Consider the following 21,907-nt stretch of genomic DNA (forward strand, 5'->3'; position numbering starts at 1 on the left):
GATGGACAACGCGATCGAAACTGACAATTCCGCCGACGACGGCATCGAGCCGATTGCGATCGTCGGGCTGGCCGCCCGGCTGCCCGGCGCCGCCGACGTGCACGAGTTCTGGCGCAACCTGGTCGACGGCGTCGAGTCGGTCACCGAGCTGACCCGGGAGGAGCAGCTCGCCCGGGGCGTCACCCCCGAGGAGCTCGACGACCCGGGCTGGGTCAACAAGGCCCCGCTGGTCGACGGCTACGACCGGTTCGACGCCGCCCTGTTCGGGATGACCGCCCGGGAGGCCGAGGTCACCGACCCGCAGCACCGGCTGTTCCTGGAGACCTGCTACACCGCCCTGCAGGACGCCGGCTACGACCCGGCCCGCTACGACGGCGCCGTCGGCGTGTACGCCGGCACCGGCGGCACCGCGTACCTGCACCGCAACGTGCTGCACAACAAGCGGATCGGCGGCAACCCGCACAACGCCGTCTCCATCGCCACCAGCAACTCGCCCAACTACGTGGCGACCGGCGTGTCGTACCGGCTGGACCTGCGCGGGCCCAGCCTGACCGTGCACACCGCCTGCTCCACCTCCCTGGTCGCCTTCCACCTGGCCTGCGAGGCGCTGCGCAACGGCGAGTGCGACATGGCCCTCGCGGGCGGCGTCAACATCGAGCTGCCGCACGCCGGGTACCTCGGCATGGACGGCTTCACCTCCCCCGACGGGCGGTGCCGGCCGTTCGACGCGGAGGCGAACGGCACCATGTGGGGCAGCGGCGTCGGGGTGACCCTGCTCAAGCGCCTGTCCGACGCGATCGCCGACGGCGACCACATCCGCGCCGTGGTGCTCGGCAACGCCATCAACAACGACGGCGCCGGCAAGGTCGGCTTCACCGCCCCCAGCGTCGACGGGCAGATGGAGGCAGTCGCCCAGGCCGTCGGGATGGCCGGGATCGACCCGCGCACCATCAGCTACGTCGAGGCGCACGGCACCGGCACCGCGATGGGCGACCCGATCGAGGTCGCCGCCCTGTCGGCGGTGTACACGAAGGACACCGACGAGCGGGGCTGGTGCGGCATCGGCTCGGTGAAGTCCAACATCGGCCACCTCAGCCAGCCCTCCGGCATCGTGAGCGTGATCAAGACGGTGCTGGCCATGGAGCACGGGCTGATTCCGCCGACCATCAACTACGAGACCCCGAACCCGGCGATCGAGTTCGCCGACACCCCGTTCTACGTGGCGAACACCCTCACCAAGTGGGACACCGACTCCGGGCCCCGCCGGGCCGGGGTCAGCTCCTTCGGCATCGGCGGCACCAACGCCCATGTGGTGCTCGAGGAGGCGCCGGAGGCGTACCGCACCGACCGGCGGGTGCGCCCCGCGCAGCTGCTGCACGTGTCGGCGAAGACCGACACGGCGCTGGAGACCGCCGTGGAGCGGCTCGCCGAGCACCTCGCCGGCAACCCCGACGGCGGGGCCGCGCACCTGGCCGACGTCGCGCACACGCTGCGGGTGGGCCGCCAGCAGTACGCGCACCGGGCCGCGGTGGTCGCCACCGACCTGCCCGACGCCGTCGCCGCCCTGCGCACCAAGCGACGCCGGCAGGCCGGCGTCGCTGACGGCCCCGCGCCCCGGGTCGCCTTCCTCCTCTCCGGCCAGGGCAGCCAGTACGCCGGGATGGGCGCGCAGCTCTACGCCGAGGAGCCCGGCTACGCCGCCGTCGTCGACGAGTGCGCCGAGCTGCTCCGGGGCGAGCTGGGCCTGGACATCCGCGACCTGATCCTCGACCGGGACCCGGAGGCGGCCGAGAAACTGCTCCAGACCCGCTACACCCAGCCGGCCCTGTTCGTCGTCGAGTACGCCCTGGCCACGCACTGGCAGCGCGTCGGCGTCCGGCCGGCGGCGATGGCCGGGCACTCCATCGGCGAGTACGTCGCCGCGACCGTCGCCGGGGTGCTCGACCTGCCCGACGCGCTGCGGATCGTCGTCGCCCGGGGCCGGCTCATGCAGTCCCTGCCGGCCGGGTCGATGCTGGCCGTCCCGCTGGACGAGTCGGTGGTCGCCGGGCTGCTGCCCGAGGGTGTCTCGATCGCCACGGTCAACGGCCCCGGCACCTGCGTGGTGGCCGGGGAGCCCGACGCGGTCGCTGCGTTCGCGGAGACCCTGAAGACCACCCGCAAGGTCAAGAGCAAGGCGCTGCGCACCTCGCACGCCTTCCACTCGCCGATGATGGACCCGATCCTCGCCGAGTTCACCGCGCTGATGGCAGCCGTGCCGCTGCGCGCGCCGAAGGTCCCGTTCCTGTCCAACGTCTCCGGCACCTGGATCACCGACGCGCAGGCCACCGACCCGGCGTACTGGGCGGCGCACCTGCGTCAGCCGGTGCGCTTCGGCGACTGCGTGGCGACCCTGCTCGCCGAGGGCACCTGGGCGCTGGTCGAGTGCGGCCCCGGCCGGCAGCTCGCCAACCTGGCCCGGATGCAGGTCGCCAAGGGCTCGCCGGAGCAGCGGGCGCTCGTCCCGCTGGGCAGCCTGCCCGGCCCGGGGGAGCCGGCCGGCGACCTGGCCGCCCTGCTCACCACCGCCGGGGCGCTGTGGTGCGCCGGCGTGGGCGTGCGCGCCGGCTCCGACCCGGACGCCCGGCGGGTGCCGCTGCCGACGTACCCGTTCGAGCGGCGCCGCTACTGGGTCGACCCGGACCCGCAGGAGCAGACCACCGCCGCGCCGGCCGAGACCGGCCCGCGGGCGCTGCCCGAGTGGTTCGCCGTGCCGGTGTGGCGTCAGGCCGCGTCCGTGCCGGCCACCGCCGCGCCCGGCCGCTGCCTGGTGCTGGCCGACGGCCCGCGCGGCGACGCGCTCGTCGCCGGCCTGCGCGCCGCGGGCGCCGAGATCGTCGAGGTACGCGCCGCCGACGCCTTCGCCGCCACCGACGGCGGCTGGGTGCTGCGCCCCGGCGTGCGCGAGGACCACGACGCGCTGGTCGCCGCCCTCGGCGACGCCCTGCCCGAGCGGCTGGTGCACGCCTTCGCCCTCGACGGTGAGCCCACCGGCACCGACATCACCGCCGGTTGGGCCGCCCAGGACCGGGGCTTCTTCAGCGCCCTGCACCTGGTGCAGGCCCTCGCCGGGGCCGGCCGCACCGCCGAGGACGGCTCGCTGGCCCTGGACCTGGTGACCGCCGGCATCGGCGACGTGACCGGCGTGGACCTGACCCGGCCCGAGCACGCCACCCTCACCGGCCTGGTCCGGGTGCTCCCCGTCGAGCTGCCCGGGCTGACCGTCCGGCTGCTCGACGCCGACCCCGCCGCCACCGGGGCGGACGCCCTGGTCGCCGAGCTGCGCCGCCCGGTCGACCCGGAACACACCGAGGTGGCGCTGCGCGGCACCCGCCGCTGGGTCACCGGCTACGAGCAGGTCACCGTCGACGCCGAGGGTGAGCCCGGGGCGCTGCGCGACGGCGGCCGGTACGTGATCACCGGCGGCCTCGGCGGCATCGGCATCACCCTCGCCGAGGACTTCGCCCGGCGGGCCCGGGCGAAGCTGGTGCTGCTGGCCCGCTCCGGCCTGCCGCCGCGCGAGCAGTGGGACGACCACCTCGCCGTGCACGGCTCCGGCCAGTCCGACCGGGTGGGCCGGGCGATCGCCGCGATCCGCCGGATGGAGGAGGCCGGCGCGTCGGTGCTGGTGCTCGCCGCCGACGTCACCGACCCGGCCGACCTGCGCCGGGTCCGGGCCGCCGCCGAGGCCGAGTTCGGCGGGATCGACGGCGTCGTGCACGCCGCCGGCCTGCCCGGCGGCGGCATGGCCGAGATCAAGGAGCGGGCCGAGGCCGAGCGGGTGCTCGCCCCGAAGCTCGCCGGCACGCTCGCCCTCGCCCAGGTCTTCGGCGACCTGCCGCTGGACTTCGTGGTGCTGTGCTCCTCGATCACCGCCGTGATCGGCGGCTTCGGCCAGGTCGACTACTGCGCGGCGAACAACTTCCTCGACGCGCACGCCCGCGCGGGCGTCGGCTGGTCCGCCCCGGTGGTGTCGCAGAACTGGGGCGGCTGGGCCGAGGTCGGCATGGCGGCGGAGAGCACCGCCCCGGCCGGGTTCCGGGCCCTGACCCGGGACACCGTCACCGCCGCCGTCGACCACCCGGTGCTCACCACGAAGGTGACCGGCCCGGAGGGCACGGTGCTGCACGGTCTGGTCTGCGCCGCCACCCACTGGCTGCTCGACGAGCACCGCATCGGCGGGGTGCCGGTGGTGCCGGGCACCGCCCACCTGGAGTCCGTCCGCGCCGCCGTGGCCGCCGCCGTTCCCGCCCCCGGCCCGGACGCGGCGGTGGAGCTGCGCGACGTGGTGTTCCTGGAGCCGTTCTCGGTGCCGGACGGCTCGGTCGCCCAGTACCGGGTGACGCTGACCGCCGCCGAGGACGAGTCGACGGAGTTCGTGGTGCAGAGCCTCGCCGCCGGGGTGCTGCGCACCCACGTTCGCGGCGCGGCCGGCTGGACCACCGACCCCGCCCCGCCGCAGGCGCGGGACCTCGCCGACGTGGTCGCCCGGTCCCGCCGGGTCGACGACGACTCGTCGTTCGGCCGGGGCCGCACCAGCATGCTGACCTTCGGGCCGCGCTGGCACTCGCTGGCCGAGCACCACCTCGCCGACGGCGAGGAGTTGGCCCTCGTCGAGGCGCCCGCCGAGGCGGTCGCCGACCTGGCCGGGTGGGGGCTGCACCCGGCCCTGCTGGACGTGGCCACCGCGTTCGGCCGGGGTCAGGGCTCGGGCACCTACCTGCCGCTGTCGTACGGGCGGATCGTGGTGCGCGGGGCGCTGCCGCAGCGGTTCCACAGCCACCTGCGCCACCGCGACGGCGGAACCGACGAGGTGATCACCGCCGACCTGACCCTGACCGACGCGTCCGGCCGGGAGTTGGTCGCGATCAGCGACTTCGTGCTGCGTCGGGTGGACCAGTCGGCGGTCACCGGAGGGCTCACCGCCGACGCCGCCCCGGCCGGCACCGTCCCGGCCGCCGACGTTCCCGGCGAGGACATCCGGCCGGTCGACGGCGCGGAGGCGTTCCGGCGCAGCCTCACCGCCGGCCTCGGCGCCCAGGTGGTGATCACCACCCGGTCGGTGGCCGACATTCGGCGTCGCGCCGCCCGGGTCACCACCGGAAGCCTGGAGTCGGAGACCGACCCGACCGCGTCCACCGCCACGGTCGAGGCCGGCGGCTCGGCGGCGCCACGCACCGAGCTGGAGGCCACCATCGCCCAGGTGTGGCGCGACGGGCTCGGGGTGCCGGTGGTGGGCGTGGACGACGACTTCTTCGCCCTCGGCGGCAACTCCCTCGTCGCCGTGCAGCTCATCGCGTCGATGCGCAAGGCGACCGGGGTGCGGCTGCCGATGCGCAGCCTCTTCGAGACGCCCACCGTCGCCGGGTTGGCCGTCCGGATCGAGGAGTTGCGCGCCGAGGCGTCCGCCGTAGCCGAGCCGGCCACCCCGGCGGCGACCACGAGCATCCCGCGGCTGCCCCGCGCGTGAGCACCGAGGAACAAGGGAGTACAGAGCTATGAGCGACACGATCGCCACGCTGCCGGTGGTCGTCGAAAGCGACGGCCGGGCGCTGACCGACCTCATCGACGCCCGCCGGGCCGAGCTGCGGGCCGCCCTCGTCGAGCACGGCGGGCTGCTGTTCCGTGGCTTCGACGTCGGCGGCGTCGACGGCTTCGACGCGGTGGTGCGGGCGCTGGCCGGGGAGCCGCTGGTCTACACCGAGCGGTCCTCGCCCCGGCACTCCATCAAGGGCCGGGTCTACACCTCGACCGACTACCCGCCGGACGAGGAGATCTTCCTGCACAACGAGAACTCGTACCAGGCGCGCTGGCCGCTGACCCTGTTCTTCTGGTGCGTCACCCCGCCCCAGACCCGGGGCGCGACCCCGCTCGCCGACGTGCGCCGGGTGTACGAGCTGATCGACCCGGCCGTACGGGAGGAGTTCGTCCGCCGCCGGTGGATGCTGGTGCGCAACTTCCACGCCGACTTCGGCACCCGCTGGCAGGACGTGTTCAACACCGACGACCGGGCCGAGGTCGAGGCGTACGCGGCGGCCAACCGGATCGCCCTGGAATGGGTCGGCGGGGACGGGCTGCGCACCCGCGCCGTGCGCGACGTGGTGCACCACCGGCCCGGCTCGGACACGCCGCGCTGGTTCAACCACGCCACGTTCTTCCACGTGAGCACCCTGCCGCAGGAGTACCAGGAGGGGCTGCTGGCGATGTTCGGCCCCGACGGGCTGCCGTCGAACACCTACTACGGCGACGGCGGCGAGATCCCCGGCGACGTGCTGGACCACCTGCGGGCCGCGTACCGGGCCGCCAGCGTCCGCTTCGACTACCAGCGCGACGACGTGCTGGTGGTGGACAACATGACCGCCGCGCACGCCCGGGAGCCGTTCACCGGCCCCCGCAGGATCGCCGTCGCGATGGCCGAGCCGCACACCCCCGAGAGCACTGGAGACAACTGATGGCCGAATCACGCTTCCTGGTCGTGCGCAACGACGAGGAGCAGTACTCGATCTGGTCGGCCGACCGTGAGCTCCCCGCGGGCTGGAACGGCACCGGCTTCGCCGGCACCCGCGAGGAGTGCCTGGCGCACATCGACACCGTGTGGACCGACATGCGCCCCCGTTCCGTCCGCGAGGGCACCTCATGACCGGGGAGTGGACCTTTCCCGCCTCCTTCGCGCAGGAGCGGGTGTGGATGGCCAACCAGCTCGACACCGGCTCGCCGGTCTACAACGTGTCCAACCTGTGGTCCTTCCCGGCCGAGCTGGACGCCGACGCGGCCGGCGACGTGTTCAACCAGGTCGTCGCCCGGCACGAGGCGCTGCGCACCCACCTGCGGATGGCGGACGGGGTCCTGGTGCAGGTGGTCCGCGCGCACGAGCCGGTCCGGATCGACGCCGAGGACCTGTCGGGCCTGCCGGAGGCCGAGCGGCTCGCCCGGTACGCGGCGATCAAGGAGGAACTGGCCCGCACCCCGATCCCGCTGGACGCCGCGCCGCTGTGGCGGGCCCGGCTGATCAAGGGCGACACGGCGTGGACGTTGCTGGCCGTGATGCACCACGCCGTCTACGACGCCCACTCGGCGGTGGTGTTGACCGGCGAGCTGGCCGCGTTCACCACCGCCGCGCTCACCGGCGCCCCCGCCGAGGTGCCGGAGTTGCCCATCCAGTACGCCGACTTCGCCGCCTGGCAGCGCGACCAGCTCACCGGCCCGGAACTGGACCGGCAACTCGCCTTCTGGGCCGGCCACCTGGCCGGGGCCCCGGCGGTGACCGGTCTGCCGCTGGACCGGCCCCGCCCGGCCCAGCTCGGCTTCGCCGGCGACGAGGTGCGCTTCGACCTGCCCGACGGGCTGCTCGACTCCGTCGGCCGGCTCGCCGCGGCCTCGGCCGCCACCCCGTACATGGTGCTGCTGACCGGGTTCGCCGCGCTGCTGTCCCGGATCTCCGGCGACGACACGGTGGTGGTCGGCGTGTCCACCGCCGGCCGGGACACCGACGAGGTGGCCCCGCTGGTCGGCATGTTCGTCAACCCGGTGGCGCTGCGCTGCGACCTGACCGGCGACCCCACCGTCGCCGAGCTGCTCGGCCGCGTCCGGGGCGGCCTGATCGACGCGATGGAGCACGGGCAGACGCCGTTCCAGAAGATCGTCGAGGCCGTCGCCCCGCAGCGGGACCCGTCGGTGCAGCCGATCTTCCAGACCGCGCTGAACTTCATCCCCGACTCCGGCCTGGACCCGGTGCCGCTGGGCACCACCAAGGACGACCTGGCCTTCGACGTCACCGCCGGGGAGAGCCGGCTGGTCTACCGCACCGACCTGTTCGACCGGGCCACCGCCGAGTCGATCGTCACCCGGTACGTCCGGCTGCTCGCCGCCGCCGTCGCCGACCCCGGCCGGCGGGTCTCCGAGCTGCCGCTGCTCGACGACGCCGAGCGGCGGCTCGTCCTCTCCACCTGGAACACCACCGCCCACCACCGGCCGGTGAGCACCGTGGTCGACGAGGTGCAGCGCCAGGCCGTGGCCACCCCGCAGGCCCTCGCGCTGGTCTGCGACGGCGCCGAGCTGACGTACGCCGAGCTGAACGCCGCCGCGAACCGGCTGGCCCGGCTGCTGGTCGCCCGGGGGGCCGGCCCGGAGACCCGGGTCGCGCTCGCGCTGCCCCGCTCGATGGACCTGCTGGTGGCCATCCTCGCGGTGCTCAAGTCCGGCGCGGCGTACGTGCCGGTGGACATCGGCTACCCGGCGGCCCGGATCGGGTACCTGCTGACCGACGCCGAGCCGGCGCTGGTGCTGGCCGACGCCGACACCGCCGCCAACGTGCCCGGCGACGCGTTGGTGCTCGACCCGCTCACCGCCGCCGACCTCGACGCGGCGGACCTGACCGACGCCGACCGGGCCGCCCCGTTGCGCCCGGACCACCCGGCCTACGTGCTGTACACGTCCGGCTCCACCGGCCGCCCCAAGGGCGTCGTGGTGGAGCACCGGTCGGTGACCGCGTACCTGGCCTGGGCCCGGCACACCTACCCGGGCCTGGCCGGCACGGCCCTGCTGCACTCGCCGGTGTCGTTCGACCTCACCGTCACCGGGCTGCTCGGGCCGCTCACCGCAGGCGGCACGGTCCGGCTCGCGGCGATCGACGAGCCGGCCGCCCGCGCCGGCGGCCGGCCGACCTTCCTCAAGGTGACCCCGAGTCACCTGCCGCTGCTCGACGAGGCGTTGTCGCCGACGGCCGACCTGGTCATCGGCGGCGAGGCGCTCACCGGCGAGCAGCTCGCCGACTGGCGGGCCGCCCACCCCGAGGTGGCGGTGATCAACGAGTACGGCCCGACCGAGGCCACCGTCGGCTGCGTCGCCGCCCGGATCGCGCCGGGGGCGGAGCTGCCCGCCGGGGCGGTGCCGATCGGCACCCCCACCTGGAACACCCGGGCGCTGCTGCTGGACGCGGCGCTGAACCCGGTGCCGCCGGGCGTGGCCGGCGAGCTGTACGTCGCCGGCGACCAGCTCGCTCGCGGCTACCTGCGCCGCCCCGGCCTCACCGCCGAGCGTTTCCTGCCCTGCCCGTACGGGCAGCCCGGGCAGCGGATGTACCGCACCGGCGACCTGGCCCGGTGGCGGGCCGACGGGACGCTGGAGTACCTGGGCCGCCGCGACGAGCAGGTGAAGGTGCGCGGCATGCGCATCGAGCTGGGCGAGATCGAGTCGGCCCTGCTGGCCCGGCCCGGCGTCCGGGAGGCGGCGGTGGCCGTGCGCACCGACACCGGCGAGCCGACCCTGGTCGGTTACCTGGTCGGCGACGCCGACGAGGCCGCGCTGGCCGCCGACCTGGCCCGGGAGCTGCCGGCGCACCTGGTGCCGGCCGCGTTCGTCCGGCTCGACGCGCTGCCGCTGACCCCGAACGGCAAGCTGGACCGGGCCGCGCTGCCCGCCCCGGCCACCGGGACGGTCGACGACGCGTACGTCGCCCCGCGCACCGACGCCGAGGCCCTGGTGGCCGAGGTGTACGCCGACATCCTCGGCGTGGAGAAGGTCGGCGCGACCGACGACTTCTTCGCCCTCGGCGGCAACTCGCTGCGCGGCATGCGGGCGATGGCCCGGATCCGGGCCGAGGTGGACGTCGACCTGCCGATGCGGGCGCTGTTCGGCAGCCCGGTGGTGGCCGACCTGGCCGCCCAGCTCGAGAGCCTGATCGCCGCGGAACTCGACGAGCTCTCCGACACCGAGGTCGCCGAGTTGCTGGCGACGGAAGAGGGACGTACCACATGACCGACCTGAAGGATCCGGCCCGGGAGGCGGCCCGGCAGGCGCTGATCGCCAAGCGGCTACGCCGCCGCCAGGCCACCCCGGCCGCCCGGATCACCCCCCGGCCCGAGAACGCCGAGGTGCCGCTGTCGTACGCCCAGGAGCGGGTCTGGTTCATGGACCAGCTCGCCCCGGGCGAGGCCGCGTACCACATCGCGGTGCCGCTGCGGGTGCGCGGCCCGCTCGACGTCGCGGCCCTGCGCGGCGCGCTGGCCGGGCTGACGGCCCGGCACGAGTCGCTGCGCACCCGGTTCCCGGCGGACGCCGACGGCCGCCCCACCGTGGTCGTCGAGGACACCGTCGAGGTGCCGCTGACGGTGACGGAGGCGGCCGACGAGCAGGCGGCGCAGGCGCTGGTCGACGCCGCCTCGACGGAGCCGTTCGACCTGGCCACCGGGCCGCTGCTGCGCGCCCTGCTGATCCGGCTGGCCGACGATGACCACGTGCTGTTCCTCAGCAAGCACCACATCGTCGGCGACGGCTGGTCGGTGGACGTGCTGCTGCGCGACCTGATCACCCTCTACCACGGCGGCGAGCCGCCGGCCCTGCCCGTGCAGTACGGCGACTTCGCCGTCTGGGAGGCCGCCGAGCTGGACGGCCCGGCGGCCCGGGGCCACCTGGACTGGTGGAAGTCCCGCCTGGCCGGGATCACCCCGCTGGAGTTGCCGCTGGACGCGCCCCGCCCGGCGACCCAGACCTACCGGGGCGACTTCGTCGAGTTCCAGCTCGACCCGGCGGACACCGAGCGGCTCAACGCGCTCACCCGGGCCGGCGGCGGCACGCTGTTCATGACGCTGCTCGCCGCGTACCAGGTGCTGCTGGCCCGGCACGCCGGCCAGGACGACTTCGCCGTCGGCGCGTCGGTGGCCGGTCGGTCCGCCCCCGAGCTGGAGAACATCGTCGGCATGTTCATCAACATGCTGCCGATGCGGGCCGAGCTGGCCGGCGACCCGACGTTCACCGAGCTGCTGGAGCGCACCCGGCACAGCGTGCTGGACGGCTTCGAGCACGCCGAGGTGCCGTTCGCGAAGGTCGTCCACGAGCTGGGGCTGCCCCGCGACGTGAGCCGGTCCCCGGTGTTCCAGTCCATGTTCGTGCTGCAGAACTACGAGATGGGCCGGTTCACCGGGGTCTCCGACGCCGCCGACGTGAGCTTCCAGTGGAACCCGATGGAGCTGCGGGCCACCCGCTTCGACTTCGAGCTGCACGCCGTGGAGACCACCGAGGGTCTCTGGGGGAAGCTGGTCTTCAACACCGACCTGTTCACCCGGGAGACCGTCGAGCGGATCGCCCGGCGCTGGATCACCCTGCTGCGGGCGGTCGTCGCCGCACCGGACACCCCGGTCTCCGCGCTGGAGCTGACCGCCCCCGCCGAGCGGGAACTGCTGGCCGGTTGGAACGACACCATGGCCGACTTCCCGCAGGCGCAGACCCTGCACGGCCCGTTCGAGCAGCGGGCCGCGGCCACCCCGGACGCGGTGGCGCTGACCTTCGAGGACCGCTCGGTGACGTACGCCGAGCTGAACGCCGCCGCGAACCGGGTGGCGCACCGGCTGCGCGCCGTCGGCGTCGGCCCGGAGACCCTCGTCGGGGTGTGCGCGGAACGCTCGGTGGAGCTGGTCGCCGGGCTGCTCGGCGTACTCAAGGCCGGCGGCGCCTACCTGCCGCTGGACCCGGAGTACCCGGCCGACCGGCTGTCCTTCATGGTCACCGACGCCGCCGCCGGTGTCGTGCTGGTGCAGGAGCACCTGCGTGACGTGCTGCCCGACACCGGCGCGACCGTGCTGGCCCTGGACGACGAGGCGGTGTGGGCCGACCAGCCCACCGCCGACCCCGCGCCGACCGCCGGGCCGGGCAACCTGGCGTACGTCATCTACACCTCCGGCTCCACCGGCCGGCCCAAGGGGGTGCCGAACACCCACCGGGGCATCGTCAACCGGCTGGACTGGATGCAGAAGGCGTACCGGCTGGGCGCGGACGACGCGGTGCTGCAGAAGACCCCGGCCAGCTTCGACGTATCGGTGTGGGAGTTCTTCTGGCCGCTGCGCGAGGGCGCCCGGCTGGTGCTGGCCAGGCCCGGCGGGCAGAAGGACGCCGGGTACCTGCGCGACCTGCTGGTCTCCGAGCGGATCACCACCGCCCACTTCGTCCCGTCGATGCTGACCGTGTTCCTCGGCGAGGACGGGGTCGAGGCGGCCACCGGCCTGCGCCGGGTGATCTGTTCCGGCGAGGAGCTGCCGCTGGTCTCGGCGGTGGAGTTCACCGCCCGACTGCCCTGGTGCGAGCTGCACAACCTGTACGGCCCCACCGAGGCGGCCATCGACGTCAGCGCCTGGCACTGCGACCCGGCCAGGCTGGCCGGGCTGACCAGCGTCCCGATCGGCGGCCCGATCGCCAACCTGCGCCTGCACATCCTGGACCCGGCGGGCAACGAGTGCCCGGTCGGCGTCGCGGGCGAGCTGCACATCGGCGGCGTCGGGCTGGCCCGGGGCTACCACCGCCGGCCGGCGCTCACCGCCGAGCGGTTCGTGCCCGACCCGTTCTCGGGCGAGCCGGGCGCGAGGCTGTACCGCACCGGCGACCTGGCCCGCTGGGTGGCCTTGCCGGACGGCTCGGGGGTCGTCGAGTTCCTGGGCCGGATCGACCACCAGGTGAAGCTGCGCGGCCTGCGCATCGAGCTGGGCGAGATCGAGAGCGCCCTGCGCGAGCAGCCCCAGGTGACCGAAGCGGCGGTGATCGTCCGCGAGGACACCCCGGGCGACAAGCGGCTCACCGGGTACGTGGTCGGCGACGCCGAGCACGCCGCGCTGAAGGCGGCGCTGAAGGAGACCCTGCCCGAGTACATGGTGCCGACCGCGTTCGTCACCCTCGACGCGCTGCCGCTGAGCCCCAGCGGCAAGCTCGACCGCCGGGCGCTGCCCGCCCCCGTGGTGACCCGCGAGGCGTCCGTGGCGCTGGTCGAGCCGCGCGACGACACCGAGCGGCTGCTGGCCGGGATCTGGTCGGAGGTGCTGGGCGTCGACACGCTCGGCATCGACGACGACTTCTTCGACCTGGGCGGGCACTCGATGCTCGCCACCCAGGTGGTGGCGAAGATCCGCAAGGTCGAGCACGGCGGCCGGCCGGTCGGCGTGATGGACCTGTTCCAGAAGCGGACCATCCGGGACCTGGCCGCGTTCATGACCGGCGACGCCGCCGACGACGGCCCGCGCCGGCTGCTCTACGAGCTGACCAAGCCGATCCCGGCCGGCAAACGGGTCCGCACGTACGTCTGCGTCCCGTACGGCGGCGGCAGCGCCATCGTCTACCAGCCCCTCGCGGACGCCCTGCCCGCTGGCAACGCCCTGTACTCGCTGGCCATCCCCGGCCACGACGTCGGGCTCAGCGAGGACGGCCTGCCGTTCGAGGAGCTGACCCGGCGGGTCGCCGACGAGATCATCGAGCGGATCGAAGGCCCGATCGTGCTGTACGGCCACTGCGGCGTCGGCAGCGCGATCGTCGCCGAGGTGGCCCGCAAGGTCGAGGCGGCCGGCCGGGAGCTGGAGGCCGTCTACATCGGCGCGATGTTCCCGTTCGCCCGGCCGAAGGGCCTCTTCGCCGCCGCCCGCAACCGCCTCGAACAGCTCCGCAGCAACAAGCACTACGCGAGCTGGCTCAAGTCGATGGGGGTGGACACCGACGAGCTGGACCCGGAGCAGGCCGACCGGATCATCAGCAACATGCGGGCCGACTCCCGCGCCTCCGAGGAGTACTTCACCGGCCTGTTGGACGCCGGGACGGCGAAGCTGCGCGCCCCGATCGTCTCGGTGGTCGGCTCCGAGGACCCGGTGACCGACTACTACACCGAGCGGTACGCCGAGTGGGGGTTCCTCTCCGACACCCTCGGGCTGGTCGTCCTCGACCAGGCGGGGCACTTCTTCCTCAAGTACCGGGCCGACGAGCTGGCCGAGATCGTCACGGCGGCGCACCCGGCGGTGCTCGCCGGCGACACCACCGCGCTGGAGGCCCCGGCCCGGGGCGAGGACGCCGGCTGGGTGGTCGCCGACCACCAGCGCATCGGCGCGACCCCGGGCTCGGGGAAGGCGGTGGTGAAGCCGAGCATGGGCCGGTTCGTAGCGGTCACCGCCGGCCAGTTCGTCTCCACCACCGGCTCGGCGCTGACGGCGTTCGCCGTGCCGATCTGGCTGTTCACCCGGACGGGTTCGGTGGCCAACCTGGGCATGCTCTGGGCCCTCGCGCTGGTCTGCGGCGTGCTGATGCTGCCGATCGCGGGCGCGGTCGTCGACCGGGTCAGCCGCCGGAAGATCATGATGATCGCCAGCTCCAGCGCCGGGACGATCCAGCTCGTGCTGGCCGCCCTGCTCTGGACGGACAACCTGCGGCTGTGGATGATCTACATCCTGGTGGCGCTCAGCCAGGTCGCCGGGTCGTTCCAGCGCATCGCGTTCTCCTCGGCGGTGCCGCAGCTCGTGCCGAAGCGGTACCTCGGCCACGCGATGGGCGTCACCCAGCTCACCAACGGCTCCGCCATGCTGCTGATGCCGGTCTTCGCGGCCGGCCTGCTGGCCGCCATCGGGCTCAAGGGCATCCTGCTCATCGACGTGGCGAGCTACGTGGTGGCGGTGCTGACCCTGGCCGTGGTCCGCTTCCCGGACCTGCTAGGCTTCCGGCCCCGGGAGCGGCTGCTGACGGCGATCGCCAACGGGATGCGCTACTCGTGGCAGCACCGGGGCTTCCGGCTGATGCTGGGCTACTTCGCGATCGGCAACATCTTCCTGGCCCCGGCCCTGGTGTTGACCACCCCGATGGTGCTTTCCTTCGCCACCGCCACGGAGGTGGCGCAGGTGGCCCTGGCCGAGGCGCTCGGCGCGGTGGCGGGCGGCGTGCTGATGTCGCTGTGGGGCGGCCCCCGCAGCCGGCGGATGATCGGCGTGCTGATCGGCAACCTCGGCACCGCCGTGGGGTGCATCGTGATCGGCCTGGACGCCTCGGTGACGGTGATCTGCGTCGGGGTGTTCTGGCTGGGCCTGTCGATGACCACCGCCCAGTCGATCTACGCCACCATCGTCCAGGTGAAGGTCCCGCAGCGCTACCACGGCCGGGTGTTCAGCCTGAACCAGACCATCTCCTGGTCCACGCTGCCGATCGGCTTCGCGCTGATCGCCCCGGTGACCACCGCCCTGTTCGAGCCGATGCTCGCCCCGGGCGGGGCCCTCGCCGGCTCGGTGGGCGCGGTGATCGGCACCGGTCCGGGCCGCGGCATCGGCTTCGCGTACGTCTGCTTCGGCGCGGCGCTGGTGCTGGTCACCCTGGGCGGCTTCGCGATCCGGCTGCTGCGGCGCTTCGACATGGAGGTGCCGGACTCGCTGCCGGACGACCTGATCGGCGCCCAGGAGCGCGAGCGGCGGCTGGCCGCCCGGGCCGCCGAGCGGCAGGAGGAGAAGGTGCCGGTCGCGGCGTGACGGCGCCGGCGGTGTCGTGAGCGACGGGTCGGGGGCCTCCGGTGTACTGCCGGAGGCCCCCGACCCTGTCCCGGGCCGGATCCGTAGGCCCCGACCGCCCGCCCTCGGTCCCGCGCCCGCCCTCGGTTCCGCGCCCGCCCTCGGTTCCGCGCGTCCCCGGCCCCGCGCCGGGCGCGGGCCCCTACATCAGGGGTGGGTCGGCGAACTCGGCCTCGGAAACGTCGTCGGGCTCGGCGACCCAGCCGGAGAAGACCGGCACCCCGTGCCACGGGCCCACCCTGTCGCCCCGCCGGTCGGTGGCGACAGCCACCACCGCGTACGGGTGGCCGAAGCGCAGCTCGGCGGTGCGGGCGACCCCCTCCGGGGGCAGGCCCACCGGCCCGAACACTCCGGTCACGGCTGCGGCCTCGAACCCGTACCGGCTGTACCGGGCGACGACGGCCTGCCGTGCCTCGACCTCGGTGCCCCCGATCAGCGGGGCGAGGACCCGGGCGAGGACGGAGAACCCGAGCCCCGGCCCGGTCAGGTCGTGCTCGGCGCGGGCCGACCAGCAGGGCAGCGCCGCCGTGTGCTGCTCCACCCGGCGGTCTCGGGCGTGGGTGCGGACGGTCTCCTCGCGCAGCGTCCACAGCGGCGTCGCGCCCAGCGGCAGGTCGAACAGCGACCGCTGGCCGGTGGGCTCGCCGGCGTCGGCGTCGGCCGCGATCCGGTACGCGGCGGCGAGCACGTCGGCGGGGGCGACCTCGGGAGCGGCGGCCACCGACACGACCAGCAGCCCGGCCCCGTCTCCGTCCCCGGCTCCGTCGGCCCCGTTCCCGTCCCCCGGTTCGGCCGCCGCCGTGTGCACGGCGACGTCGCCGGCCTCCGGCGTCGCGGCGATCCAGGCCCGGTGCCCGTACCCCGGGGTGTGCAGCACCCGGGTCAGCCGCCCGGCCCAGGGGCTGTCCGGCCCCAGCGCCGAGGCCGGGGCGAGGCCGAACGGGTCGGCCCAGGAGATCCGGGTGGCCACGGCCGAGGCAAGCGCGAGCACGACGCGGGGCGAGAGGGTCAGCGGGAACCTGTCGAGCAGACCAGCGCTGTGCCTACGCGCCCAGGCGTCCAGGCCGGCCTGGTCCGGCAGCGGGCCGGTCTCCGTGGCGCGGGGAAGGGTGGCCCGCCAGGCGGCCAGCGCGTCGGTGTCCGCGTCCGGCCGGTGCCAGACGGCGGTGGCGGCCGGTGCCAGCGGGTGCGGGGCGTCGAGCAGCGCGGCGGCGGTCCGCGCCGCCGTCGCCGGGTCGGTGCCCAGCGCGTCGGCGAGGCCGTCGGCGTCGGGGACGGCCGACCCGCACAGCGCGAGCAGCAGCCAGGCGCCCAGCGGGGACGCGACGTGGTGTCGGTCGCCGACCGAGCCGTGCAGCCGGGCGGCGTAGCGGGCCAGCGGGCCGTGCAGGTTCGTCGTCATGCCCCCACTGTGCCCGCCCGGGCCGGTTCTCACGACCACAGCTCGAACGGCTCGTCGATCTCCTCCCCGGCCAGGAAGGCGGTGAGCAGCCCGGGCAGCCGGCCCGGATAGAACCGCTCCCGACTGCCGACGACGTCGGCGACCGGCCACCAGCGGAACCCGAAGTAGTCCTCCCGCTCGTAGTCCAGCCGGTCGGTCTCGTCGACCTCCGGGCCGGGGCCGTCCAGCCGTACCGTCACGACTACCTCGTCCTGCATGTGGCGCAACCGGCGGTGGATGAAGCTGGCCCGCCGCCGCCAGCGCGGCGGACCGACCCGCTCCGGGACGACCCGGATGCCGGTCTCCTCACGCAACTCCCGCACGGCCGTGTCGAGGTACGTCTCGCCGGGGTCGACGCCGCCGCCGGGCAGCTCCCACCAGGTGCCGAGCCGGGGGTGGTCCGGGTCGCGGGTGTGGAACAGCAGCAGCCGCCGGTCGGCGTCGAGCACCACCAGCCGTACCGCGCGCCGCTCGATGACCGGCAGGTCGTCGGGGATTTTCATCACCGTCGCTCCTCCCGTTCACTGCCCCAGGTGGCCCGGTCGCCCGCCCCCATGGTGCCCGACGGTGGCGGTGGCCCGCACGTCAGCCGGGGCGCGCGGCGGCCCCACCGGCCGGACGGGTGGCCCGCACGTCAACCGGGGTGCGCCGCGATCGCGTCGCCCACCCCGGTCGGCAGCGGGTAGGGGCGCTCCGCGGGCAGCAGCGTCTCGGCCGATGCGTCATCACCCGCGTCGAGCCGGGCCCGGACCGTCCGGGCCGTCGCGGTGACGTCGGTGATCCCGACGATCCACTCGTCGACGTACCGCCGGGCGGCCTCGCCGGCCAGGCCCATCTGCAGGGACCGGTGGGGCAGCGGCTGCGCCCGCACGGTCCGCTCCGGGTCCCACTGCACCCGCACCGGGCTGGTGCGCAGCCGCCGGGCCCAGCCGTCCCGGTCGGCGTGCAGGTCGGGCTCGTAGCCGCTCAGGCAGGCGTGCGCCAGGGCCCACTCGAATCCGGCGCGGGTGATCTCGACGGCGAGCACCCGCTCCTGGCCCGGCTTCCGGGCCCAACCGCAGCGGTACATCATCCAGCGGAACGACGGCTTGATCCAGGTCATCCGGTCCCGCTTGAACGGGGGCACGAACCGGCCCGCCGCCACCGCCGGCCCGGCGATCTCCGGCGGGTACGCCTGGTACACGGTCAGCGTGTCGGCGGTGTATTTGGCTCGGATCTGTCGCAGGGGGATGGTCATGTCGGCATCGTCGCGGGTCGGGCCGCCCCGCATCCACCGCTTTACGCATCCACCGCGCCTGCCCCGTTGCTCTGTGCCCGACGTGGGTCGGCGGCGGGCCGGGGGAGGGGTTAGGCTGCCCGCCGTGGCAGGCCTGTTGAGAAGTGTGGCGTCCCGGCTGGGGCGGGTGACCCGGGGGGTCGCCCCGACGCCTACCCCCGGTCCGATTCCGGCCCAGGTCGCGCGGCGCCGGCAGGTCGCGGCGTTGCAGCGGCGGGAGCTCAGCTACGCCCCGGAACCCGACGGGCAGGCCGACCCGGGCGAGGTCGTCTGGACCTGGGTCCCCTACGAGGACGACCCCCGGCAGGGCAAGGACCGGCCGGTCCTGGTCGTCGGCCGGTCCAGCCGGACCCTGTTCGGCCTGATGCTGTCCAGCCAGGGCGAGCGGGACGGCCAGCGACACTGGCTCTCCCTCGGCCCCGGCACGTGGGACCGCGACAACCGGCCGAGCTGGGTACGCCTCGACCGGGTGCTCACCATGCGGGAGGACAGCATCCGGCGCGAGGGCGCGGTGCTGGACCGGCCCCGCTTCGACCGGGTCGGCCAGGCCCTGCGTGCCGGCTACGGCTGGCGCTGACCCCGCGCCGCTGCCCGGCCCGGGCGGTCAACACTCGGCGAGGTGCGCGCTGTCCATGAGCTGCCGGGCGGGGCCGGACGCGCCGACGCTCTTGGCCCGGTACATGGCCGCGTCGGCGCGGTCGAGCGCCTCGGTGAGCTGGGCGGGGCCGGTCACCGGGGCCAGGCCGACCGAGGCGGTGACCCGGAGGCTGAGACCGTCGAGCGGGATGGGCGCGGCGAGCGCCTCGCAGAGCCGGCGGGAGGCGTGCTCTATCCACCGTCGGTCGACTGTCGGGCTGGTCAGCAGGCCGGCGAACTCGTCGCCGCCGAGGCGGGCCACCAGGTTGTCACCGGCGAACGCGGCCAGCCGCTCGGCCACGCTGATCAGCACCCGGTCCCCGGCGGCGTGCCCGTAGCGGTCGTTGACCTGCTTGAAGTCGTCCAGGTCGAGCACCACCGCGATCAGCGGCTGGCCGACGGCATCGGTGAGCAGAGTGGTGGCCAGCCGGAAGAAGGCCCGTCGGTTGGGCAGCCCGGTGAGCGGGTCGTGGCTCGCGGCGTGCCGTTCGGCGGCGAGTTCCGCCTGGAGGTGCTCGATCTCCGCCTCGGCCAGCAGGGCGCGGCGGCGTAGCTGCCACGCGGACACGAGGGCCCCGGCGGCCGAGATGCCGGATGCGATGGTCAACGGATCCGGCACGAACCCTCCCCTCGCCGCGTCCGCCCGCTGGCCCTGCGCGATGCCGGCCGGCGCTTCCTACACACCCGCATTTTCCCTGGTGCGGCCCCGATTCGAGTAACCCAAAGTGAACGAATGGGTACACCGCACGTGCGTTATCATGCTCGTTGTCCGGTGCAGATGCAATAGCAGATGCACGTGCAGCAGCATCGTTTTCGACCCATCCCCTCGCCAGCACCGCTCCTCCCCGCGGCATAGGCAGGCTCTTGAAGAGAAAGACGCCCCCATGCAGCAGCCCCACAACGGCGTTCCCGCCGCGCAGCTCCCCCCGCTGAAGTGGCAGAAGAGCCGACGGAGCAACCCCAGCGGCAACTGCGTCGAGTTGGCCGAACTCCCCGGCGGCGGCGGGATCGCCCTGCGCAACTCGCGCCACCCCGAGGGTCCGGCGCTGATCTACACGGTGGACGAGATCGCCGCCTTCGTGCTCGGCGCCCGGGACGGGGACTTCGACGATCTGATCGCCTGACCCAGCGTCACCGGCCGACTCCGTCCCGCCGATGGGACCAAAACACCCTTCGGGCGGGTACACCTCACTGTCGGTCCATGGCATGCTTACACGTCGGCCGGGGTCGGGGCCCGGTTGACGGAGGCTGGCAAGCGGAGGTCGGCACGTGACGATGGTTCCCACGGAAGGTGGCCCAGCCACCGGCCCGACCGTGCTGCGCATGCTGCTCGGCGCCCAACTGCGCCGCCTGCGTGAGGCCGTCGGGGTGACCAGGGAGGGCGCCGGCTGGGAGATCCGGGCCTCCGAATCGAAGATCAGCCGGATGGAGCTGGGCCGGGTCGGCTTCAAGGAGCGCGACGTCGCCGACCTGCTCAGCCTCTACGGGGTCACCGATTCCGAGGAACGCGAGGCCCTGCTCAAGCTTGCCCGGGACGCCAACAGTCCGGGCTGGTGGCACCGTTACGGCGACGTGTTGCCGTCCTGGTTCCAGTCCTACCTGGGCCTGGAGGCGGCCGCCGCGCTGATCCGCAGCTACGAGGTCCAGTTCGTGCCCGGCCTGCTCCAGACCCCGGAGTACGCCCGGGCGGTCGTCCTGCTCGGCCACCGCGGCGCCGGCGCGGACGAGATCGACCGGCGGGTGGGCCTGCGCATGCAGCGCCAGGAGTTGCTGCACCGCCCGCAGCCGCCCCAGCTGTGGGCGGTGGTCGACGAGGCCGCGCTGCGCCGCCCGATCGGCGGCCCCGAGGTGATGCGCGGCCAGTTCGCCGCCCTGATCGAGGCGACCCGGTCGCCGCACGTGCGGTTGCAGATCATCCCGTTCGACGCGGGCGGGCACGCCGCGGCGGGCGGTGCCTTCACCATCCTGCGCTTCGGCGACCAGGACCTGCCGGACATCGTCTACATCGAACAGCTCACCAGCGCCATCTACCTCGACAAGCGCGAGGACCTCGACTACTACGCGGCGGCCATGGAGCGCCTCTGCGTGGAGGCCGAGCCCCCGGAGCGAACGCCGGAGCTGCTGGCCCGGCTGCGTGACGAGATTCTTCCGGGGTGACGGGTTCCCGGGCGCGGAGCCGGCCCGGGAGCCTCTACCATGGTCGGGACCGGCGACAGTGGACGGACGTCGGCGCGCCGATGCCAGCGCAGAGCATGGAGGAGCCTTGACCACCGATGCCCCCGGTGCCCCGACCGACCCCGCCCACCGCAGCGACCGGATCGACACCTCGGTGGCGCATCCCGCCCGCCGCTACAACTACTGGCTGGGCGGCAAGGACAACTTCCAGGCCGACCGCGACTCGGGTGACGCGATGGCCGCGGCCTTCCCGACCATCCGCGTCACCGCCCTGGAGAACCGCCGCTTCCTCCAGCGGGCGGTGCGCTACCTGGCCCGTGAGGCCGGCATACGGCAGTTCCTCGACATCGGCACCGGCATCCCCACCGCCGACAACACCCACGAGGTCGCCCAGGCCGTCGCGCCGCAGACCCGGGTGGTGTACGTCGACAACGACCCCATCGTGCTCGCCCACGCCCGTGCCCTGCTGACCAGCGCACCCGAGGGCGCCACCGCCTACATCGACGCCGACCTTCGGGACCCGGAGAAGATCCTTTCCCACCCCGACCTGCGGCGCACCATCGACCTCGGGCAGCCGGTGGCGCTGATGCTGGTGGCGATCCTGCACTTCCTGTCCGACCCGGACGAGCCGTACGCGCTGGTCCGGCGGCTGCTGGACGCCCTGCCCCCGGGCAGCCACCTGGCCGCCACGCACGCCACCTACGACCACCTCCCGGGGCAGGTCGGCGAGGACGCCAGGGCGGCGACGAGGAACGGGGGCGGGTACGGCGCGCTCTACCTGCGCAGCCTGGCCGATTTCACCCGGTTCTTCGACGGCCTGGAACTGGTCGAGCCGGGCATCGTCTCCGCAGCCGAGTGGCGTGCCGCCGCGGAGCCGCAGCCCCGGCCCTCGGCGGTCGACGTCAGCCTGTACGCAGCCGTGGCGCGCAAGCCCTGACCGGTTTCCGAGAGGCCCGGGCCGCCGCCCGGCTCATGCGCCTGTACGTGATCATCGTGTCGTCCGCCGAGCGCACCGTACCGTCGTGAGCGCCATCCCCGTCCCTCCAC

The 21,907-nt window shown here is 74.4% G+C and carries 13 protein-coding genes; 9 read left to right on the forward strand and 4 right to left on the reverse strand.

The window, feature by feature from the left end:
* The first annotated feature begins 1 nt into the window (after position 1).
* Genes OG559_RS24070 through OG559_RS24090 form a run of 5 tightly spaced genes read left to right on the forward strand, consistent with a single transcriptional unit; the run spans position 2 to position 15,293 of the window.
* Positions 2–5,509, forward strand: a complete 5,508-nt coding sequence (locus OG559_RS24070) for an SDR family NAD(P)-dependent oxidoreductase (RefSeq protein ID WP_405107328.1) — start codon at positions 2–4, stop codon at positions 5,507–5,509.
* Positions 5,510–5,537: 28 nt separating this feature from the next.
* Entirely contained in the window at positions 5,538–6,491 is a 954-nt protein-coding gene (locus OG559_RS24075) for a TauD/TfdA family dioxygenase (RefSeq protein ID WP_405107331.1), read from the forward strand.
* The gene (locus OG559_RS24080; RefSeq protein ID WP_396673526.1) at positions 6,491–6,679 is read left to right on the forward strand and encodes an MbtH family protein; all 189 of its coding nucleotides are present in this window, start codon (positions 6,491–6,493) and stop codon (positions 6,677–6,679) included. The genes OG559_RS24075 and OG559_RS24080 overlap by 1 nt, the downstream gene beginning before the upstream one ends.
* Positions 6,676–9,795, forward strand: a complete 3,120-nt coding sequence (locus OG559_RS24085) for a non-ribosomal peptide synthetase (protein ID WP_405107334.1) — start codon at positions 6,676–6,678, stop codon at positions 9,793–9,795. Before OG559_RS24080 ends, OG559_RS24085 begins: the two co-directional genes overlap by 4 nt.
* On the forward strand, positions 9,792–15,293 hold the full coding sequence (locus OG559_RS24090; protein ID WP_405107337.1) for an amino acid adenylation domain-containing protein: 5,502 nt from the start codon (positions 9,792–9,794) through the stop codon (positions 15,291–15,293). The genes OG559_RS24085 and OG559_RS24090 overlap by 4 nt, the downstream gene beginning before the upstream one ends.
* A gap of 181 nt (positions 15,294–15,474) precedes the next feature.
* Here the strand turns inward: OG559_RS24090 and OG559_RS24095 are convergent, their stop codons facing one another.
* The 3 genes from OG559_RS24095 to OG559_RS24105 form a co-directional block, all read right to left on the reverse strand.
* The gene (locus tag OG559_RS24095) at positions 15,475–16,734 is read right to left on the reverse strand and encodes a hypothetical protein (protein ID WP_405107339.1); all 1,260 of its coding nucleotides are present in this window, start codon (positions 16,732–16,734) and stop codon (positions 15,475–15,477) included.
* Positions 16,735–16,763: 29 nt separating this feature from the next.
* Positions 16,764–17,276: an NUDIX hydrolase gene (locus OG559_RS24100; RefSeq protein ID WP_405107342.1), complete on the reverse strand. Its 513-nt coding sequence runs from the start codon at positions 17,274–17,276 to the stop codon at positions 16,764–16,766.
* Positions 17,277–17,407: 131 nt separating this feature from the next.
* Positions 17,408–18,010 (reverse strand): DUF4291 domain-containing protein, encoded by a 603-nt coding sequence (locus tag OG559_RS24105; protein WP_405107344.1) that lies wholly within the window; start codon positions 18,008–18,010, stop codon positions 17,408–17,410.
* Between the two features lie 124 nt (positions 18,011–18,134).
* Here OG559_RS24105 and OG559_RS24110 point away from each other — a divergent pair, with 124 nt between their 5' ends.
* Positions 18,135–18,626, forward strand: a complete 492-nt coding sequence (locus OG559_RS24110) for a type II toxin-antitoxin system PemK/MazF family toxin (RefSeq protein WP_405107347.1) — start codon at positions 18,135–18,137, stop codon at positions 18,624–18,626.
* 27 nt (positions 18,627–18,653) lie between these two features.
* Here OG559_RS24110 and OG559_RS24115 read toward each other — a convergent pair whose 3' ends face one another.
* The gene (locus OG559_RS24115) at positions 18,654–19,304 is read right to left on the reverse strand and encodes a GGDEF domain-containing protein (RefSeq protein WP_405107350.1); all 651 of its coding nucleotides are present in this window, start codon (positions 19,302–19,304) and stop codon (positions 18,654–18,656) included.
* A gap of 265 nt (positions 19,305–19,569) precedes the next feature.
* On the opposite strand from OG559_RS24115, the gene OG559_RS24120 reads away from it, so the two are divergent.
* From OG559_RS24120 to OG559_RS24130, 3 genes are all read left to right on the forward strand, one after another.
* A complete protein-coding gene (locus OG559_RS24120; protein ID WP_387025209.1) occupies positions 19,570–19,809 on the forward strand; it encodes a DUF397 domain-containing protein in 240 nt (79 codons plus the stop codon).
* Between the two features lie 151 nt (positions 19,810–19,960).
* Entirely contained in the window at positions 19,961–20,842 is an 882-nt protein-coding gene (locus OG559_RS24125; RefSeq protein WP_405116922.1) for a helix-turn-helix domain-containing protein, read from the forward strand.
* Positions 20,843–20,948: 106 nt separating this feature from the next.
* Positions 20,949–21,797 (forward strand): SAM-dependent methyltransferase, encoded by an 849-nt coding sequence (locus OG559_RS24130; protein ID WP_405107353.1) that lies wholly within the window; start codon positions 20,949–20,951, stop codon positions 21,795–21,797.
* The last annotated feature ends 110 nt before the right edge of the window (positions 21,798–21,907 follow it).

The organism is Micromonospora sp. NBC_01405 (assembly GCF_045040155.1).
Lineage (GTDB): Bacteria > Actinomycetota > Actinomycetes > Mycobacteriales > Micromonosporaceae > Micromonospora.

What these genes read in the sequence shown, in the direction of transcription:
- OG559_RS24105 (WP_405107344.1), bottom strand. Translation starts at nt 18,010, where the DNA reads ATGACCATCCCCCTGCGACAGATCCGAGCCAAATACACCGCCGACACG.
- OG559_RS24070 (WP_405107328.1), top strand. Translation starts at nt 2, where the DNA reads ATGGACAACGCGATCGAAACTGACAATTCCGCCGACGACGGCATCGAG.
- OG559_RS24100 (WP_405107342.1), bottom strand. Translation starts at nt 17,276, where the DNA reads ATGAAAATCCCCGACGACCTGCCGGTCATCGAGCGGCGCGCGGTACGG.
- OG559_RS24120 (WP_387025209.1), top strand. Translation starts at nt 19,570, where the DNA reads ATGCAGCAGCCCCACAACGGCGTTCCCGCCGCGCAGCTCCCCCCGCTG.
- OG559_RS24085 (WP_405107334.1), top strand. Translation starts at nt 6,676, where the DNA reads ATGACCGGGGAGTGGACCTTTCCCGCCTCCTTCGCGCAGGAGCGGGTG.
- OG559_RS24090 (WP_405107337.1), top strand. Translation starts at nt 9,792, where the DNA reads ATGACCGACCTGAAGGATCCGGCCCGGGAGGCGGCCCGGCAGGCGCTG.
- OG559_RS24075 (WP_405107331.1), top strand. Translation starts at nt 5,538, where the DNA reads ATGAGCGACACGATCGCCACGCTGCCGGTGGTCGTCGAAAGCGACGGC.
- OG559_RS24095 (WP_405107339.1), bottom strand. Translation starts at nt 16,734, where the DNA reads ATGACGACGAACCTGCACGGCCCGCTGGCCCGCTACGCCGCCCGGCTG.
- OG559_RS24125 (WP_405116922.1), top strand. Translation starts at nt 19,961, where the DNA reads ATGGTTCCCACGGAAGGTGGCCCAGCCACCGGCCCGACCGTGCTGCGC.
- OG559_RS24080 (WP_396673526.1), top strand. Translation starts at nt 6,491, where the DNA reads ATGGCCGAATCACGCTTCCTGGTCGTGCGCAACGACGAGGAGCAGTAC.